At 41.7% G+C, this 19,343-nt stretch carries 13 protein-coding genes and 1 tRNA gene; 5 read left to right on the forward strand and 9 right to left on the reverse strand.

Annotation, left to right across the window (positions count from 1 at the left end):
* Positions 1-761: 761 nt before the first annotated feature.
* Positions 762-2,126 (reverse strand): fimbrial protein, encoded by a 1,365-nt coding sequence (locus QVP94_RS09655; RefSeq protein ID WP_022192488.1) that lies wholly within the window; start codon positions 2,124-2,126, stop codon positions 762-764.
* A 342-nt stretch (positions 2,127-2,468) separates the two neighbouring features.
* Positions 2,469-4,370 (reverse strand): hybrid sensor histidine kinase/response regulator transcription factor, encoded by a 1,902-nt coding sequence (locus tag QVP94_RS09660; protein WP_011967341.1) that lies wholly within the window; start codon positions 4,368-4,370, stop codon positions 2,469-2,471.
* A gap of 562 nt (positions 4,371-4,932) precedes the next feature.
* Between QVP94_RS09660 and QVP94_RS09665 the strand changes: the two genes are divergently transcribed.
* Positions 4,933-5,865, forward strand: coding sequence for a FimB/Mfa2 family fimbrial subunit (locus QVP94_RS09665; protein WP_005859470.1), 933 nt, complete (start codon positions 4,933-4,935; stop codon positions 5,863-5,865).
* 714 nt (positions 5,866-6,579) lie between these two features.
* Here the strand turns inward: QVP94_RS09665 and QVP94_RS09670 are convergent.
* Positions 6,580-6,653: transfer RNA gene (locus QVP94_RS09670), tRNA-Met, on the reverse strand.
* A gap of 203 nt (positions 6,654-6,856) precedes the next feature.
* On the opposite strand from QVP94_RS09670, the gene QVP94_RS09675 reads away from it, so the two are divergent.
* From QVP94_RS09675 to QVP94_RS09690, 4 genes are all read left to right on the forward strand, one after another.
* Positions 6,857-7,240, forward strand: a complete 384-nt coding sequence (locus QVP94_RS09675; protein ID WP_005859472.1) for an START-like domain-containing protein — start codon at positions 6,857-6,859, stop codon at positions 7,238-7,240.
* A 102-nt stretch (positions 7,241-7,342) separates the two neighbouring features.
* Positions 7,343-9,268, forward strand: coding sequence for an LptF/LptG family permease (locus QVP94_RS09680; protein ID WP_005859474.1), 1,926 nt, complete (start codon positions 7,343-7,345; stop codon positions 9,266-9,268).
* Positions 9,269-9,292: 24 nt separating this feature from the next.
* Positions 9,293-10,510, forward strand: a complete 1,218-nt coding sequence (locus tag QVP94_RS09685; RefSeq protein WP_005859476.1) for a bifunctional 3,4-dihydroxy-2-butanone-4-phosphate synthase/GTP cyclohydrolase II — start codon at positions 9,293-9,295, stop codon at positions 10,508-10,510.
* An 81-nt stretch (positions 10,511-10,591) separates the two neighbouring features.
* The gene (locus tag QVP94_RS09690; RefSeq protein ID WP_005859478.1) at positions 10,592-11,785 is read left to right on the forward strand and encodes a pyridoxal phosphate-dependent aminotransferase; all 1,194 of its coding nucleotides are present in this window, start codon (positions 10,592-10,594) and stop codon (positions 11,783-11,785) included.
* Between the two features lie 155 nt (positions 11,786-11,940).
* On the opposite strand, the gene tsf is transcribed toward QVP94_RS09690, so the two are convergent.
* From tsf to QVP94_RS09720, 6 genes are all read right to left on the reverse strand, one after another.
* Entirely contained in the window at positions 11,941-12,930 is a 990-nt protein-coding gene (gene tsf / locus QVP94_RS09695; RefSeq protein ID WP_005859480.1) for a translation elongation factor Ts, read from the reverse strand.
* A 144-nt stretch (positions 12,931-13,074) separates the two neighbouring features.
* Positions 13,075-13,911: a 30S ribosomal protein S2 gene (gene rpsB, locus QVP94_RS09700; RefSeq protein ID WP_005859482.1), complete on the reverse strand. Its 837-nt coding sequence runs from the start codon at positions 13,909-13,911 to the stop codon at positions 13,075-13,077.
* A 140-nt stretch (positions 13,912-14,051) separates the two neighbouring features.
* Entirely contained in the window at positions 14,052-14,438 is a 387-nt protein-coding gene (gene rpsI / locus QVP94_RS09705; protein ID WP_005859484.1) for a 30S ribosomal protein S9, read from the reverse strand.
* Between the two features lie 5 nt (positions 14,439-14,443).
* Positions 14,444-14,899 carry a 50S ribosomal protein L13 gene (rplM, locus tag QVP94_RS09710; RefSeq protein ID WP_005859486.1) on the reverse strand — a complete coding sequence of 152 codons (456 nt, stop codon included), beginning with the start codon at positions 14,897-14,899 and terminating at the stop codon, positions 14,444-14,446.
* Positions 14,900-15,094: 195 nt separating this feature from the next.
* A complete protein-coding gene (locus tag QVP94_RS09715) occupies positions 15,095-15,727 on the reverse strand; it encodes a porin family protein (protein WP_005859488.1) in 633 nt (210 codons plus the stop codon).
* Between the two features lie 332 nt (positions 15,728-16,059).
* Positions 16,060-19,269 carry a DUF6383 domain-containing protein gene (locus QVP94_RS09720; RefSeq protein ID WP_022192489.1) on the reverse strand — a complete coding sequence of 1,070 codons (3,210 nt, stop codon included), beginning with the start codon at positions 19,267-19,269 and terminating at the stop codon, positions 16,060-16,062.
* Positions 19,270-19,343: the final 74 nt, after the last annotated feature.

The raw sequence follows: 19,343 nt of genomic DNA on the forward strand, positions 1-19,343 counted from the left end.
TAGAAAGTTAAAAGATTTATGTTTAAGAAGTTGTTCTCCCCGGACACGCACCAGACATCGTTCTATGTGTAAATAATCTAAATCATCTACCATATCTACCATTATTTATGTAATCTTTTGATTGTAAATAATTTATCTTATGGTGGTAGATAGTGAACATCTACCACTACAAACTTCGATCTACCATCATTAGGTTACCGGAAAGATTAGCACGAACAATTACTACTAACGATAAATAATGTATAACATTCTGTATTTCAATAAATAATAGTTTTTGCATAGAAAAACAAAAGTTTTGCTATAGAGAAACTTTTGTTTCTTCAGTATGAAATAAAAGTTTCTTCAGTATGAAACCACTAACTTCACCTATTGAAACTCTTATTGGCTTTAATCCCTTTGTCTGTCTCTTATGAAATCGTCAAATACTAAATATACGAGTCCGCAAGCTTGAGAAGTGATTTTTTTTGCGTTTCCCATTAAAACATGGTAGATGCAGAATGAAAATTGTAGATGTTATTCCATCTGCAACCACTATATAACATATTTATTTACAATAAGTATGAGGTTGAATTGTAGATATTGTAGATGTTCTCATGAAATAATATTCCGGCTCTTAGGTTCAAGACATATGGGATCGCTATCATAAGGAAAGGATAGTAAATTTTGTAGTCTCCGAATCAATTTATAACCAGAATTATATATGCAAAAAAGGCACTCCCGGTAAAAGGAATGCCTTTTGGTTGTTATTCAGAAAATAGATATTATTCGACAACTGAAGATTGATTTGCGTTGCCCCAATCAAGAACCTTTGTCTTAACAAACAACTCAACAAAGTCTGTTGGAGGAACAGTAGGATCATCATATCCTCTACCGGCTAAAGTTGCGTCAATACTGTAAATTATATTACGATGGATCTTTCCATCCTTTAAATACTCAGCCGTAGCTGCTGCCATTTCATTCGTCGCAGCAATTTTAATAGGCCAATATGCTGTTTTCTCCGCATAGTTGTATACTGCATCACTTCCGCTCTTTTTAGCATTTTCGAGCTTATAAGTACCTTTAACTACAATTTCAGTTGCAAGATCCTCTGGTTTGAAATTTTCAGCACCATTCATTTCACGAGCAGCCTTAACTTGGGGATTTTCGAACACATAGAATTTAGGGGCGATTGTGATAGTCGCAGACACACCATCTTCAGTTGCGATATTCTGTACCAATGCGGTGGCTGGTAAACTGGCCTTGTATCCTTCAATAATAGAACCTCTCATATTCGTAAACATAGCGTCATCATTCACGAAATCTCCTCTATAACCTGAAGCATAATCTGTAGCATTAGCAGCATAAGTTGCGGACACATTACCCCATACGGTATTGCTAACGACATTCCACCAGCTATTGCCATTACCCATATCTGCTGCATTGGACTTCGTCCGCCCATGCATGATGAATACACATTCTGGTACAATCGTCGCAATTCCTTCAACGTATACATCTTTTGCAGCTCTAGTCATGTCTAAGCTAAGTCCCGTAAAATCAATGCGCGCTACATTTCTTATCAAGTACAAGGGATCTGCTACAAGAATATGTTCACCTTCTCCCGCTGTTTTAGTATATCCATAATAGTTTTTACCTGCTTGTAAAGTGAATGGATCAGACAAACCACTACTCATTGGTAAATAGTTTTCTGCGAATCCGGCAGCTGGCATCGTATATACAGGAGATACAAAGTTGTCAATTGTTGTACCAGCCAGTGAGATTTCAGGCATATTAGCAAATGCGATAGCACGTAATTGCGCACCTTCTGTCAGTCCGGCAAATTGAACCTCATCATTATCCGCAGCAGCATCCTCATTGGCAATATCAGAGGTTGAAGCGACAAGCGCTCCAGTTTCAGCATCATAAAGAGCAACTGTTAAGTTTGTAATTTTAGCTTCATTTTCAGTCTGTGTCCCCTCCGCTGCAGCTTTAGTCAAACTTCTAGCCACATTTTTCACAGAAATAGTCAGTGTTGCGTTATTTTCCCCTGTTTGCGGTTGATCCGGTCCTACGATAGGATCATCCTCGTTTGAACACGCCGCAAACGCGCAAGCGATCATTGTCCCGAATAATAAATTTCTAAGTTTCATATACATATAATTTTATGAGTTAATAAATCTTTTATATAAACCTTTCTTTCTCAATTGCTTTTTAAGTTTTCAGTCACATAACAAGAACTCTTTGTTCAAATCTTCCCCATGACCAATCTGTTGTTCGTTAATGACATTGCAAAGGTATTTGGACGATAAAAAAAAGTAAATAGGTGTTACTTTCATAAATAAGAGGTAAAACTATAAATTTTCATTCGGGATATTTTCGGGCTGATTAGCACCGTTGTAAGGCTATCAAAAAGAGGTTGAAAAATATCGTTTCAAAAAACAAATAAAAAATTTTGCCATTCCCCGACGATTATTCGGGAAATGGCAAAACGATTAATTCTTACCCGGCAGATACTGTGAAGGAGTGACGCCGTATTGTTCCGTAAAACGCTTACGGAAAGTGGCGGTATCGTTGAAGCCGACCATTTCCGAAACCTCTTGGATAGAGTATCGCTGCATACTGATCAGCTCGGCGGCTTTCTTCAAACGTACCATACGGGTAAGCTCCAATATACTACTATCCGAGTAGAGTTTTATCTTTCTATATAATGTAGGGAGACTCATGTTTAAAGAATCCGCCAAAATCTTCGCCTCAAAACTAGGGTCATCCAAATGTTTCTCGATCGTTGAGATAACCGCATCCATAAAAAGATTGGAAGGGGAATCATCTTTCTTTACCGTTTTCTCTCCCTCGGGATGCGCACCTACAGAATTCGACGTATAGAAACGTCTCATCTCATCCCTACGTTTCAATAAACTGTTTACCTTACTTCGTAACACCTCTACATCGAATGGCTTGGTTATATAATCATCGGCGCCACATTCAATGCCGGCTATAACATCCTCACTCTCTACCTTTGCGGTTAGCAAGACAACCGGCACTTGCGCTAATTCTGGGATGCCTTTGATTTCACGACAGGTAGCAAGCCCATCTTTAACGGGCATCATCACGTCACATAAAATAAAATCCGGCCGTTCAACTCGCGCGATCTCTACACCCTCCTGGCCATTATGAGCTTCCGAAACATGATACTCACTGGCAAAAACATGACGCAGGAACCAACGGATCTGATCACTGTCATCAATCACCAACATTTTCTTCCCGGTCTCTTTCTTTTTCGGAACAACTTGGATCAACTCGGCGATCTCCTCCTTCTGCATCTCATTCAGCTTTACCAGATCACCATCTGGCTCGATGAATTCCACGGCACGTTCCATATAATGGCTTCTCCCCAATGGAATCAATATCGTATATTGGGTTCCCGTCTCGTCCTCCGATGAAATTCCTTCGAAAATAGCGCCGGAGGATTCTGTCATATCCACGATCTGTTTCAAACCCAAACGGGTACTTTCGCTTTCTCCTAACCCATCATCTTGGATAGAGAAAGAACAATAAGCCTTACCATTCGAGCGTACCACGGAAATATTGATCGAGATCTTTCCAAAGCGGTAGGTATTTTTTAACGCATTAGATAAAAGTACACGCAAGGCAAACTCCATCTTCCGACGATCTATCCAGACCCAAAGAACAGAGGTTTGGGTATTAATATGAAATTCCACATTATTCATGGCTATCCAGTCCACGAATAAATCACAAATCTGCTTTGTTATACTGATCATGTCATAACGAGCTATCCGAAGATGGTTTGCCACGTCATCTCCATGACGGGTATTTCGCAATTGCTCGATAAGGTCTTGAAGAGCCAAAGTATTACGGTAAGCAGACAATAATTGAGTCGCTTCACTAGAGTCAATATCATTTTTACGTTGCAACAACTCACTCAACGAACCAAGCACAAGCGATAGTGGAGTACGCATTTCATGAATCGTTTCAACAAAAAACGAATTATGGAGCTTTTCCATTTCCTCAAGGCGCTTTTTCAAATCCTCCCGTTCTACCTCATTATCCCTATTCCAATTATCAGTCTCACGGATTTTATTGACCAACATTTGTTGGATCTCCCGATTTTTTACGCTTAACGCATCGACAGACCGAAGAAGCTCATCGTTTCTCGCCATAAGCTCACCACCTTTGGCAATATTCTCTTTCTTCAACCTATACATATAATAACTCAAAAAAGCTATTACACATATGGACACTATCAGTAAAATGATAAAAGGTAGAATTCCTTGAGAGCCCTCCATTGTATCATTGTTCGCAGCAATATAATGAGCTTCAACGAACAAGCCCCAAAATGCCATCATAAATTTCGCTTTAAAACCTTTTGATCTCATATCATTGATTATTAAGATGTTATTTATATAAAACGCCAGTAAAAAACGTTCGTTTAAATCTTGCGTTTTTATCTTCAACTTTTTTGCAGCCTTACAAAGGTCAAAAATTTTATTTAAATTTCAGTTATTCAGTTGGATAAAAATAATAAAAAAATAACATGATTATCAATGAGACTTCATAATTTATGCACATGAAAACGCAAGATTTAAACGAACGTTTTTTACTGTCGTTTTAATAGACGTTAACAGCAACTGCATTCCTATCACACAACAGAGGCAAGGCTATCAATAAGGACCAGCGATGATATATTTACCACTCAAATTGACAGGAATAAACCCATTAACATTATTTAATCATCATCCGAAACATGCATCAACAGAGGAATATAGAGGTATAATGATAGTTTTACCCACTTTTTTGATAAAAATACCCATCACAAAAGATACAACCTATGATTTTTATACATACATTTGCGATGTAGTGATAAGGAAAGACCGTTGAGGGGCGGTCAAAAAAACCAAGTCACTTAGATTAAGGGTAAAGCATATAAAAAGTAGGGTCATGAAAAGGGGTAATTTTTTCGCAAATTGCGTATTTGCGGTTTCTGTTATTTTAACAGTTTTGTCATTCTCCGCTTGCACGGATGATTCAAATGACGTAGTAGCAACAACAAGTGAGGTTATTGAACAAGCCGAAGTACCATTCTCCGTGGTATTAAAAGCAATGAATTCAGATGGTAACGACATTACGACCAAGGGAGAGGTGAATGGAGCTACATTATTTGTCTTCGATCAAAACAACGATTTCTTCGAGCAGATTAATGTAAACAAATCTACAATTTTATCTCGCCGGGCTATAGACATTAACTGTCCGAACAGTAATGACATAACCGTGATCGCATGGAGTGGAATCAATTCTGGAAACGAAGAGATTTCAAACATGAGCAAAGCCAATATTATATCCGATTTGCAAGTCAGCCTAAAAGAGAATAACGGCATAGCTAATATTCCGAGCGATTTGTTCTATGGACAAGTTACGCTTCATAAGAACTCTTCAACAAAATCCACCGTATCAAACGAATTACAAATCATTCGCAAAACTTCAATTTTCCAGCTTTCAACAAAAGGACTGATCAAGTATCTAGGGAGTAATGCCGGAAATTTTGAATATCGAATTAAAAATACAAAAAGCTCATTGGACTACAATGGCAACCCAACAGGAGAAGAGGTTGAATTCGCTTTCCCCGCTTCTTTTGACGAAAAAGGTAATTTGACAACAGAAACCCAAGCCATTTTTCCGGCTCAAAATATAACGGTAGAGCTTTACAAGGACGGCAATCTTATTTTTTCTAGCGAAAAAGACAAAAATGGAGAATTATTCGCTGCAACCCCCGGAAAACGCACCGAGATCACTTTCAAGTACTCCGGAGAAGTTTCGGCTAATATTACAATTGCTGACTGGGCAACCGTTATCCAACATATAACAATGAATTAAGATACCCTCAATTTTTATATGCTTTGGCGCACGTCACGAGATTAGAGAATTTCGGGCGTGCGCTGTTTTTCTCTCAAAAACCGCATTCTCCGTGATAGGAATACCCATGATATTGACACGAACACCGTCTTAACTTTATTTAAACACTAACGAAAACCCGCTTCATCACAAGGTTCACTCCACCTGTTGATAGTTTTACACACTAAGCTGATATAAATACCGATCAAATAAAGATACAACCTATGAATATTATGAATATATTCGCAACAGACATTAGGGTAAGCATATAAAAATCACAGCAGGGTCACTACATAAACAAGGGTAACTAGATTTAAATTTTATATGCTAAACGCACGCTTCAGATGATTTCCGAGGCGTGCGTTATCTATATGATAGAAATACATTCTCCTATTGAGACAAATACCATCACTCAAAACATTTAGACATACATATCTTTGTATTTATAAATCAAGCAAAGCAATTTGCGAAATTTTACCCTATGACCCTGCTTACATATATAATTACCCTTAAATTATGATGTAGGCAAACCTAATTAACATAACCGCGAGGTTACATAATTATTTTGCCTGAACAATCAAGATCGTTTACGAGAAAGATTGTTCAGTTTTTTTTATCCTCCCAAAAGACCATCTGATAGCAAAAGAAAAAAGGACATAAAAAAAGGAGATCGAAAAATCGACCTCCTTTTCTAGGTAGCGAGACCCGGGATTGAACCGGGGACCTCATGATTATGAATCATGCGCTCTAACCAGCTGAGCTATCTCGCCATCATTTTATTGTCACTGTTTCTCTTATTGACGGTGCAAAAGTAGGGGTTATTTTTGAATTACACAACATTTTCAATAAAAAAATTCGCTTAATTTTTAAGGTCTCCACCTAAACAGTTAGTTATTAGATACTTTTTTCATCATTAAAATTAGTCGTTTTCAAATCTTTTACGTATCTTGCGGCAAATATAAGGATAAGAACAATGAAGAAAGAGAAGTTTCATATCGAATACATTTTCGATAAAGTTTCACGACGAAGCCTGTGGAATCACCTAACCACCGCTTTGGGACTTTCCGCTTGGTTCGCCGACGAGGTCATTATAAATGATAATCTCTATACCTTTAAATGGAGTAAAGAGGCCCAAGAGGCAACAGTGATCGACTCCAAGCCGGAGAACTTTATCCGTTACCGCTGGGTAGACGAGGAAGATGAGAACGCTTATTTCGAATTTATAATCCACACGATCGAATTAACAGGTTCTACGGCACTTGAGATTACGGATTTCTCCGAACCCGGGGAGAAAAAAGATTCCATTAATTTATGGGACTCGCAAGTGGAAGATTTGAAGCGAACGCTTGGTATTTAGAGTAGTTTTACAGAAATCTGTGGGGTGTTATCGTTTTTTACACTACTTTTGCCACTTCAACCAGATTAGGCAATGTTGAGAATAAAACGATTATATACATTTATGCTGCAGACATTCCTGCCGTTGTTTCTTATGACATTCGGTATTTGTCTGTTTATTGTATTGATGCAATTTCTTTGGCGATACATCGACGATATGGTGGGAAAAGGCCTTGGTATCCCTGTATTAGCGGAGATGTTTATGTATGCGGCCTTGTTTCTTGTCCCGATGGCACTTCCCTTGGCTATTCTATTAGCCTCATTAATGACTTTTGGAAATTTAGGGGAACGTCTGGAATTACTGGCCATGAAGTCTGCCGGGGTATCATTGATACATATCATGCGTCCTTTGATCGTAACGCTCCTATTCGTGAGCGTGGGCGCCTTTTTCTTCCAAAACAACGTAATGCCCGTTGTCCAAGTCAAGCTATATACATTATTATATTCCATGCGCCAGAAATCACCGGAATTGGATATTCCGGAAGGTTCATTCTACAAAGATATTCCCGGATTCAACGTATATGTGAAGAAAAAGGACCCGAAGGACGGTTTATTAAAAGACGTGATGATCTATGATTATTCGGAAGGATTCAATAACGCCCGTGTAATCGTAGCGGACTCCGGACGGCTAAAGACATCCGCCGATAAATTATTCCTTGTCCTATCTTTATTTAACGGAGAATCTTTCGAGAACGTAGGTAAAAGCCAAGCCAACACGACGCAAGCGAGAACCGCCGTCCCCTATCGACGAGAATCATTCAGCAGCAAAGATATCTTGATTGAATTCGACGCGAATTTCAACCGTACCGACGAATCTTTCATGCAGAACCAATATATGGGAAAAAACTTGAAGGATTTACAAACCTCTATCGATTCGATGGGCGTACGCTTGGATAGCATCAAGGACGTGAACGCAAAAAGCATTTACGATGCCTCATACGTAAAAACACTAAAGTCCTTACGGGCTAAAAAAGAGAGTGAAGCCGAGGGGCAACCAGACGAGCAGCAGGAAAAATTGCCGGTAATCACTCCTACCATCCAGTTGGATTTCGACAGTCTTTACCTAGCGCAAGCAGCGAGTAGCCAAGCCGCCTTATTAGGTCGGGCCAAATCCTCGATCGAGAATATCAAGACCGACTATTATTTCCGCGCGGCCACGGTTGGCGACGAGGCCTATAAGGTACGCCGCCACTTGACGGAATGGCATAAGAAATTCACGGTATCGTTCGCTTGCATCATGTTCTTCTTTATCGGAGCGCCCTTAGGAGCCATCATCCGTAAAGGAGGGTTGGGCGTGCCGGTCGTTATCTCGGTAATCTTGTTTATCTTCTATTATATTATAGATAATATGGGCTTCAAGATGGCACGCGACGGCGTTTGGGACGCATGGGAAGGTATGTGGCTTAGCTCCGTGGTCCTAACACCTATGGGTATATTCCTAACCTATAAAGCGGTAAAAGATTCTGTTATCTTGAATGCCGACACTTACGTGAATGCCTTGAAGAACTTAATAGGTAAGCGTGAAGGGCGAAAAGTGGAACGGAAAGAGGTGATCATATACACCCCCGATTATGAGGCCACCCTCCCCCAACTGGAGAAATTGGTGGAAGAAAGTACGACTTATCTGACAAACCATAAACGTTGGATCAATTATCTGACATTTTGGAAACAAGGAGGAAAAGATAACACAGCGGAACTGTTAGCTCAAGACACGGAAAATATCGTGGAGGAATTAAGTAATTCCGACCAGAATTTGCTCTTGAATAAATTGATGGACTACCCGGTCATCGGAGGTTACAATAATAAGCTAAGCAAGCATATAAACGGGAAACTTGCTTTGGCTATCGGTATTTTCTTCCCACTGGGATTGCCGATCTACCTATTGGCTACGTACCAACGTAAATTGCTACGGCATGATATCGTTATGGTACAAAAGACCAGTAAGGAGCTGATCAATATGATATATTCATTACATTTGCTAAAAAAATAACTCGGATATAAATAATCAATAAATATGAGCGAGATTCAATTAAACACCATCGAAGAAGCTATCGAGGATTTCCGTGAAGGAAAGTTCTTAATCGTTGTAGACGACGAGGACCGGGAGAATGAAGGAGACTTTATCATCGCGGCCGAGAAAGTAACCCCGGAAAAAATCAACTTCATGTTGAAAAACGGACGAGGTGTATTATGCGCCCCGATCACGGAAGAACGTTGCCAAGAGTTGGAGCTGGATATGCAAGTTGCCAATAACACCTCTTTACTAGGAACTCCTTTCACGATAACAGTAGATAAATTAGGAGGGAAATGTACGACCGGCGTTTCCATGTACGACCGTGCGGAAACGATCTTGGCGCTGGCTGATCCAAAGACCAAGCCATCCGATCTGGGACGTCCCGGACATATCAATCCGCTCCGTGCCCGCTCCCGTGGCGTACTTCGCCGTGCGGGTCATACAGAGGCTGCCGTGGATTTGGCCCGGTTAGCCGGTTTATATCCCGCCGGAGCCTTGATCGAGATCATCAACGAGGATGGAACCATGGCACGTCTGCCGCAATTAATTGAGGTAGCCAAGAAATTCGATATCAAGATTATTTGCATCAAGGACCTGATCGCTTATCGCCTCCGGACCGAATCGATCGTAGAGAACGGCGTAGAGGTAGATCTCCCTACCGAGTACGGACATTTCCGTCTCATTCCTTTCCGCCAGAAAAGCAATGGATTAGAACATATCGCTTTGATAAAGGGTAAATTCGAAAAAGACGAGCCTATCTTAGTACGCGTGCACTCATCTTGCGCTACAGGTGATATCTTCGGTTCCATGCGTTGCGAGTGCGGAGAGCAACTGCACGAGGCTATGCGCCGCATCGACCAAGAAGGTAAAGGGGTTATCGTTTACCTGAACCAAGAAGGACGAGGCATCGGATTGATGGAGAAGATGAAAGCATACAAGCTCCAAGAGGATGGTTTGGATACGGTGGACGCGAACTTGCATTTAGGCCATCAAGCGGATGAGCGAGATTATGGTGTCGGAGCACAGATCTTACGTCATATCGGCGTAACGAAAATGCGCCTGATGAGCAATAATCCGGTAAAACGCGTAGGTCTGGAAGCATACGGACTTGAGGTAGTAGAGAACGTTCCTATCGAGGTGAAACCAAATCCATACAACGAATTCTACATGAAAACGAAGAAAGAACGTATGGGGCATGTGCTGCATAACATTAAATAGTTATCAGAACGTTGCAAGAATTCCGATTATTGATTACTTTTGTCGCATAATAATAAAACAACCTATACAAAAAGCAATGTCATGACACAAGTCTCAGATCGTTTAGCGAGTTTATCGCCTTCAGCAACATTGGCGATGTCACAAAAGAGCGGTGAGTTGAAAGCTCAAGGTATCGATGTTATCAACTTAAGTGTGGGAGAACCCGATTTCAATACTCCCGACTTCATTAAAGAAGCCGCGAAGAAGGCGATTGACGATAATTTCTCACGTTATTCTCCCGTAGCGGGTTATCCGGCATTACGTAATGCTATCGTTGCCAAATTGAAGAACGAGAATGGACTGGAATATACAGCAGGCCAGATCTCTTGTGCAAACGGTGCCAAACAATCCGTTTGTAACACGGTCATGGTATTGGTAAATCCGGGGGACGAGGTTATCATCCCTGCCCCTTTCTGGGTAAGCTATCCGGAGATGGTGAAGTTAGCGGAAGGAACTCCCGTTATCGTTCCGGCTGGTATCGAGCAAGATTTCAAGATCACTCCAGCTCAGCTGGAAGCCGCTATTACGCCTAAGACAAAAGCGTTAATCCTTTGCTCCCCCTCCAACCCGACGGGTTCTGTTTACAGCGCCGAGGAATTGGCAGGTTTAGCGGAAGTATTGAAAAAACATCCGGATATCATCGTTATAGCGGATGAGATCTACGAACATATTAACTATATTGGTAAACACAACAGCATCGCTTCTATCGAAGGAATGAAAGACCGTACGGTTATCGTAAACGGCGTTTCCAAAGCGTATGCGATGACTGGCTGGCGTATCGGTTTCATCGCCGGACCGGAATGGATCGTGAAAGCGGTTAATAAATTACAAGGACAATATACCTCTGGCCCTTGCTCCGTATCTCAAAAAGCGGCGGAAGCGGCTTATACAGGCTCACAAGAACCCGTTGAGGAAATGCGTAAGGCCTTCGAACGTCGTCGTGACTTAATCGTTAATTTAGCGAAAGAAGTTCCGGGCTTCGAGGTGAATAAGCCGGAAGGCGCCTTCTACTTATTCCCCAAATGTAGTTATTATTACGGCAAGACAGATGGAACCCGTGTAATCAACAACGCTGATGACTTAGCTATGTATCTCTTAGAAGTAGCGCACGTAGCTTGCGTAGGTGGTACCTCTTTCGGGGCACCCGAGTGTATCCGCATGAGTTACGCTACCAGCGATGAGAATATCGCAGAGGCGATCAAACGTATTAAGGATGCGTTGGCCGCATTGAAATAAGAAAAAATTAAACAGATATACTTACTTGGCAAAGTAAGATATACTGCATTGGACAAGTAAGTATATCTTCTATGGGCAAGTAAGCTATACTTCATAAAAAAGGCGATACATTGGGTTGTATCGCCTTTTTCTTTATATCAAATATGTTACCGCAATTACTCAGCACGCAAAGTGAAACGTTTGAACGCCAAGATTTGTAACTCAGGATCGATCTCCTTCATTGTCTCTCTTACAGTCTTCTTGCCATCCATAATGTCTTCTTGGTTCAACAAGCAAACCTCTTTCAAGAACTTGCCCAGACGACCCTTAGCGATATTCTCGATCATCTGTTGAGGCAAGTTAGCAGCCTTCTCAGCAGAAACAGTAGCGATGATTTCTTTAGCCTTAGCTACATCCTCTGCCGTAATCCAGCCCTTATCCATGTTACTTTCCATGTGAGCCTCGCTGTCTACATGTGAAGGATTGATACCAGCCTTCTTCAATGCAGCCTCTACAGCCTTCTGTACCTGCTCAGCCTTCGTCTTCTCGATAGCAACCTGGATCTCTTTCTCTTTTACAGACTCAGGAACACCAGCCTCATCGATAGCGATCGGGTTCATAGCGGCGATCTGCATAACAATATTGTGAGCGGCTTCCTCAGACTCCTTGTTGAAAGCGGCGATCGTACAAAGTTGGTTCTTACCCATATGGTTGTATACAGTAGTGTAAGCACCTTCAACTACGCAGTAGCCATCCAACTCCATTTTCTCGCCAGTGATACCACTACGATCCGTAACAGCTTCTTGGATAGTACCCTTGCCCATAGGCAAAGCTTTCACCTCGTCCAAAGTACGGCATTTGTTAGCCACGGCAGCGTCCAAGATAGCTTGAGTCAAAGCCACGAAGTCCTCATTCTTAGCCACGAAGTCCGTTTCGCACTTCAAAGCGATGATAGCGGCGAACTCGCCATCCTTCTTAGCCAACACACAACCCTCGGCAGCCTCACGATCAGAACGTTTAGCGGCGATAGCCTGTCCTTTTTTACGGATAATTTCCATTGCTTTCTCGATGTCACCGTCAGACTCTGTCAAAGCCTTCTTACAGTCCATCATACCAGCTCCACTCATTTTGCGCAGCTTGGTAATATCAGCCATTGTTACAGCCATAATCTTATTTCCTTTATCTTTAAAATGTTTATACTTTCAAAAATTGACAATGGACAGTTGCCAATTGACAAATCCTGTCAAAAGCCAACTGCCCATTGTATTTGTATTCTAATTGTCAATTGTCAACGTCAATTGTCAATCGAATTATTCTTCGTCTTTTGCGAACTTACCGGCAACGTTAGCGTTCAACGCATCGTCGTCTTCTTTCTTCGTACGTTCTTTCTTAACAGCAGCTTTTGCCTTACGCTCTCTTTTCGGAGCTTCCTCAGCAGCCTCTGCGTCAATTTTCTCAGCCTTACGCTCTTGCAAGCCTTCGTTCATAGCCTCGCAGATAGCGCCCAAGATAACCTCTACAGACTTTGTAGCGTCATCGTTAGCCGGGATAACGTAGTCGATATTGTTCGGATTAGAGTTCGTATCAACCATACCGAATACAGGGATACCCAAACGGTTAGCCTCGCGAACAGCGATATGCTCTTTCATCACGTCTACAACGAACAACGCTGACGGAAGACGAGTAAGGTCTACGATAGAACCTAAAGTCTTCTCCAACTTAGCGCGTTGGCGAGTGATTTGAAGTTTTTCTCTCTTAGAAAGATTATCAAATGTACCATCTTTTGTCATCTTATCGATAGTAGCCATCTTCTTGATAGCTTTACGGATCGTCGGGAAGTTGGTCAACATACCACCCGGCCAGCGCTCGATAACGTAAGGCATACCTACGGAAGCAGCCTTATCAGCGACAACTTGTTTAGCTTGTTTTTTGGTAGCCACGAAAAGAACTTTCTTGCCTTGTTTAGCCAAGTTCTTCATAACTTCAGCGGCTTCGTCTACTTTAGCAACTGTTTTATAAAGGTCAATGATATGAATACCATTGCGCTCCATGAAGATATAAGGAGCCATAGCGGGATTCCACTTTCTTTTTAAGTGTCCGAAGTGTACACCAGCCTCTAATAATTGATCAAAATTTACTCTTGACATTGTTTTTTTCTTAAATCGTTTACTTTCTTTGTTTAATTTCAACCATCAGGTAGTCTTTCCGCATGTCCACATGTAAAAAGAATCCCGATAATTTAGATACTAAACGCTTCGCTTTACTTGTAAGGGACTCACAAATAACATTAACGTTTACTGAACTGGAATCTCTTACGAGCTTTCGGACGACCCGGTTTCTTACGCTCAACAGCACGAGGATCGCGAGTTACGAATCCTTCCGCTCTCAAGACAGCCTTATCTTCCGGATTAATCTTTATCAACGCACGAGAGATAGCCAAACGGGCAGCCTCAGACTGACCTTTGAAACCACCACCGTCAAGGTTGATCTTAATATCATATTGCTCAGCGACGTTCAACTTTGCTAACGGCTGCTTTACGATAAACTGAAGGATTGAAGAAGGAAAGTATTTTTCCAGCTCACGTTTGTTGATCGTGATCTTTCCCGTACCTTCGCTAACGAATACGCGAGCGACTGCCGCTTTACGTCTTCCTATTGCATTTACTACTTCCATCGTGATTATTTATATGAGTTTATATCGATTAACTTAGGTTGTTGAGCCTCGTGCTTGTGCTCAGTTCCCTCATAAACGTACATGTTGTTCAACAACTTTGCACCCAGACGGTTCTTAGGCAACATACCTTTTACTACTTTACGGAACAGACGGTCACCACCTTTCTTCAAAAGATCAGCCGGAGTATACTCGATCTGTCCACCGGGATATCCGGTATATCTCAAATAAATACGATCGTTCCACTTGTTACCAGTCAGAACGACTTTGTCTGCATTGATGATGATTACATTATCACCACAGTCAACGTGCGGAGTGAAATTGGGTTTGTACTTACCGCGCAAAAGCTTCGCTACTTTAGCGCAAAGGCGACCTAACGTCTGGCCTTCAGCATCAACAATGACCCACTCTTTGTTTACAGTTGCCTTGTTTGCAGAAATGGTCTTAAAACTTAAAGTATCCACTGCTTAAAAATTAAATTAATTAATAACTCAAAAAACTAGCCTTACCAACATTGTCACAACGGACACATGATGCAACAACGTGCTAAGAACTAAACTCTTAGTACAATTTGATAATAATCGGCTTGCAAAGGTACGGGTTTTATCCGAAATACCAAACAAATCTAATTATTTTTCAAGTTATTATGAAGATACTCATCACTTACGGAAGTAATACCCCAAAGAGAATGTCACGTTATTTTGATAAACGGAAGTCTCGCCGTCACGCTTCAAGGCACGGCGGTCTATCATGCCGCATAGGGAGCTTACGGAAAAGAAAAAGTTACTATATTCTACCGATAGGCCGACGTTCATGCCAAAATCGCAAGGTTTCAAATCCTTCTCCTCGGATACGCCGAAATGGAGATCCGGATTGGTCTCTCGGCTCTTCATCTTGCCAAACAAGGACCAATCAAAGGTAGGACCGGCGAATACGGACAGATGAACGTCCGTGAAGGTAAACGTATAAGCCACATTCACGGGAATCTGCAAAGAGTAATACCAACATTTATTATGAAGCGCCATCCCATGTATATCCTGATTCGAATAATAAGCGCCACCTTGGTTTACGAACGCCACCTCAGGACGAAGCGACCATTTTTTATTCTTACTCAAAGGAATATCCGCCAAACCCGCTATGCTGAAACCGAAGCGGGCTCCCGCCTCATACGTATCCTCCACTTTCTGGATCAACGAAGAATAAGCGCCTCCGGCACGTACGCCGAAAGAAACCTGAGCCATCGCCGGTAAAATCATCATCACGGCAATCAACAACAATCCGATCTTTCTCATAAACTTCCTCATTTGCTTTTCCTTCTAATAGCAAGCAAAGATATACATTTTTCAATAACATCTACATTTATCCTACTGAAACATACAGGAAAGCTACATAAAAAGAACAACTCATGAAAGGGCCGCTCAAAAGTTAGCCCCGATCGCAGAAACGACCGAGGCTATTTTTTTCCCACCTTCCCTCCTCACGGAGGCAACGGTGGATGAACTTTAATTTATTACTTTAGTATTAATATTAATCCATTCCCGCCTATTCGCCCTCACGGGGTACTTGAATCACTACAACTCCCGCAGGAATGATTTTCGATTTATGTTATTTATCGTCATTATTCTTATTTAACGACTGCCTTAACAGCTTCCTCGCCTTCTACAGACACCACAACGATACCTGCCGGAGCAGCGATCGTAGCGTTATCGGAAGTAAGAACCGTGTTAGCGATAGACTTGCCAAGAACGTTCGTTACAGAAACCATCTTGCCAGCCGCACCTTGGATCTCGATCGTACCGTTGCCTGCGATAACCTTGATGCCTTCGGCAGCATCAGCGATAGACTCATTGGAAGTAGGATCACCAGCAGCGATAGTGAAACGCATAGCGTTTTTCTTGTTACCGCTCCAAGACAATTTATCGTTGACACCATATAAATAAGAACCCTTATCAGCTACAGAACGGATACGATAAGCGTTCTCGTCGTCCTCACACTGGATGATCTGAACCTTGAAGTTGTCCAAGCCTCCTAATACACCCTCATCATCAGCCTCTTTAGCCACGGCAACCTTGTTACCTTTAACGATCGTAGTCAAAGTATCCTTACTTTCCCAAAGAGTGGCCGGCTTGAAGACAGCCTTCGTGTCATCCTCGTTCCATTGATACTTTCTGTCGTATGTACCGTCTGCCACATAGTAGTTTACAGAGTCTTTCGGATTGAATAAGAACAGTCTGTTACCATCCTCAACCGTACCTTTGTTAGAGATATAGAAAGAAGGAACTACCGCATCCTTATCTGTTACCTGTAAGTAGAAAGAATATTGATTCTCGTTTACAACGATACCATCACGATCCTCGTTCATGGAGATATAGTTGTTCATCTCGCTTATCAGGGAAATATGTCCTTCCTCAGCGGGATAGCTGATTTCCGGAGCCTCAACAATCAAGTAAGTATTCAATAACCAATCTTGTTGACCACTCGGAGTTGTAGCGATAGGCCATGCATAAACAGAAGACGGAGTAGTATATTGACATTCGTCGATAGAAGCCTTATAAGTAGCGTCTACTACAGACGTCGTATTCGCATTTAAAATAGAAGCGATATTTGAGCTTGTGCTTGTCACCTTAATCAAATAAACAGAACCATCAGCAGCTTGCTTAATCACAAAACGTGTAGTGTTATTTTCGTCAACTAATTCCTCTTGGGCAGACACGTTAGAACTTCCTGCCGGGAAGTATTCCTCGGTTTCAATGCCATCATTGATATACTGCAATCGATAAACATAGGCATAAGCCTTATCACCTCTAGCTTGTACAGTCACACGTCCATCCTTGTTATAAACAAAGCTACGCTCGATGATCGTACGTTTGTTATCCTCTTTCACCAATTGCCATTGAGCGGCGCCAGATACCTCATTTGCGAACTTATCATTCTTATTCAATATATACTCTGAAGTTGCTAAAGGCAAATTATTTTCGGTAGCTGCCACATACCACTTATTAGAAGTCTCGTTGTTATCACGAGCAAAAGCCATCGTCACCAAAGTCTCATTGTCCACGTTCAAGAAACCAGCGTATGGATCAACTTCTGCCGGAGTCAATTCCACGATTAGCTGTTGCATATCAGCATCATCGCCCTCTGCCTCACGATATGTGTTCTCATTTACGTAGATAGCGGTAACTGTTTTGTTATCTGTAGCCAATTCGTAAACATTCTCGCCTAAATCAGTTTTCGGGAACAAGCTAGCTTGGAAATACTCGCCGGTCTCACGGTTCGTGAATGTCACTTTATATGTATCGTCTACACTGGAAATAGCCCATTGATAAGCCGGAGTTTCCAATTGAGAAAGAACCTTAGCTTTCGCAACAAATTGGAACGAACCTCTCTTAACAGCATTCGTCAAATACTTTCCATATACGCTCTTGATGTCTTTCTTATCGACACCCTTACCATCTAAGACACGGATTGTATAAGCAGAAACCTTCGCCTCTGTATTCAACAACTCAATACCGCTCTTCATCCCGGCAGCACCTTGCTTGAATATAAAGTAGTTAATTGGGTTATTGCTAGCATCCGTCAAAGTAGAAGTAGTGGCCAAATAGTAGTTGTCATTGTGCTTCAAGATATGCAACTTCACCTTGGCATCTGCTTGATCCGCTTTGCTCGCTTGTTTGCGGTAACGGAATCGATCCACGTTCAACTCATACGGATAGCCCTCGGAATAACTCTTCTGTACACGGAAGTTAGCGTTGTTTATGGAGATCTCATCGCCAGCGGCTTTCCAGTTGGAAGAAGTTCCTTGATACAAATTCAACTCGCTGATCTTTTTCTCTACCAACATGAATCCATCACCAGACGCACGTCCCGCATTTGTACCTTCCACTGTTTCGGTTGAGCTTAAAACCAAGACAGTTGCGTCCATCCAAGCTTTATAACCGCTAGAAACAGCATTAACTCCGCTACAATCATCCTTATCAGGTGCATTCTCTGTAAAGAAGTACATACCAGCGGGAATCTTCAAATCAGCCGTACTTCCTGAATAGGAAGGATAAGAAGTAGCGTCCACTCTCAAGTCAGAAGGCACATAACGGGCAACGATTCTTTTCTCATTGAATAGATTACCATTAGGCTCGCTAGTCTGATCGGAGTCCAATCTTTTTGAGACGAAAGAGAAACCTGCCGTGTTATACAAATCATTCAACTCATCAGCTCCCACAGCCCCTAATTCCTCTGATTCTACCGCATAGAAAGATAAATCAAAAGACGAAGCCGTAGTTGAAATTAAAGAGCCACCAGCACTCCATTTTAACTGGAATACATCACTCTTATTCCCGTTATAAGCGAATAGAGCCTTCTCGCTTGCAGTATATTTACCTGTTGTTCCGATTTGAGTAGCTCCAAATGCAAAAACATCTTTAATCACATTTCCAGAAGCCGCACTATTCAATTCTACGGCCTCTGAACCAGCAGTCGTGTTGACACGTAGAGTCTTACCTGTGGCTACATTCTCAAATTTGTACGAATAAGCGCCCAAATTCTCTGTTACGGTAACTTTCCAGATATACTGCTTTACATCATCTTTCTTGTCATCCGCAATAGAAGTAGCTTTATAATCAAGAATACCTTCTTGTAATACACCATCCTCGCTTACAGAAGTAAAACCATACGCTAAACCGTTGGCATCCGTCATCACATAAGCTCCGGATTTCAGTTCCGTAACAGCACTACCCAAGCCCAATAAACTTTGAATAGAGTTTTGAGCGAAGGCACTACCGCACAGCGACCCTGCCACGAGCAGACCCGCCGTTAACAATGTAGAAATCTTTCTGTTCATAATTTAGAATTTAATATTAATAATAGTGTTAATTAAGCACTTAGCTATTTTCTGATAGCAGACTACCGTTAGAA

It is taken from the genome of Parabacteroides sp. CAG:2 (assembly GCF_000436315.1).
Lineage (GTDB): Bacteria > Bacteroidota > Bacteroidia > Bacteroidales > Tannerellaceae > Parabacteroides > Parabacteroides distasonis.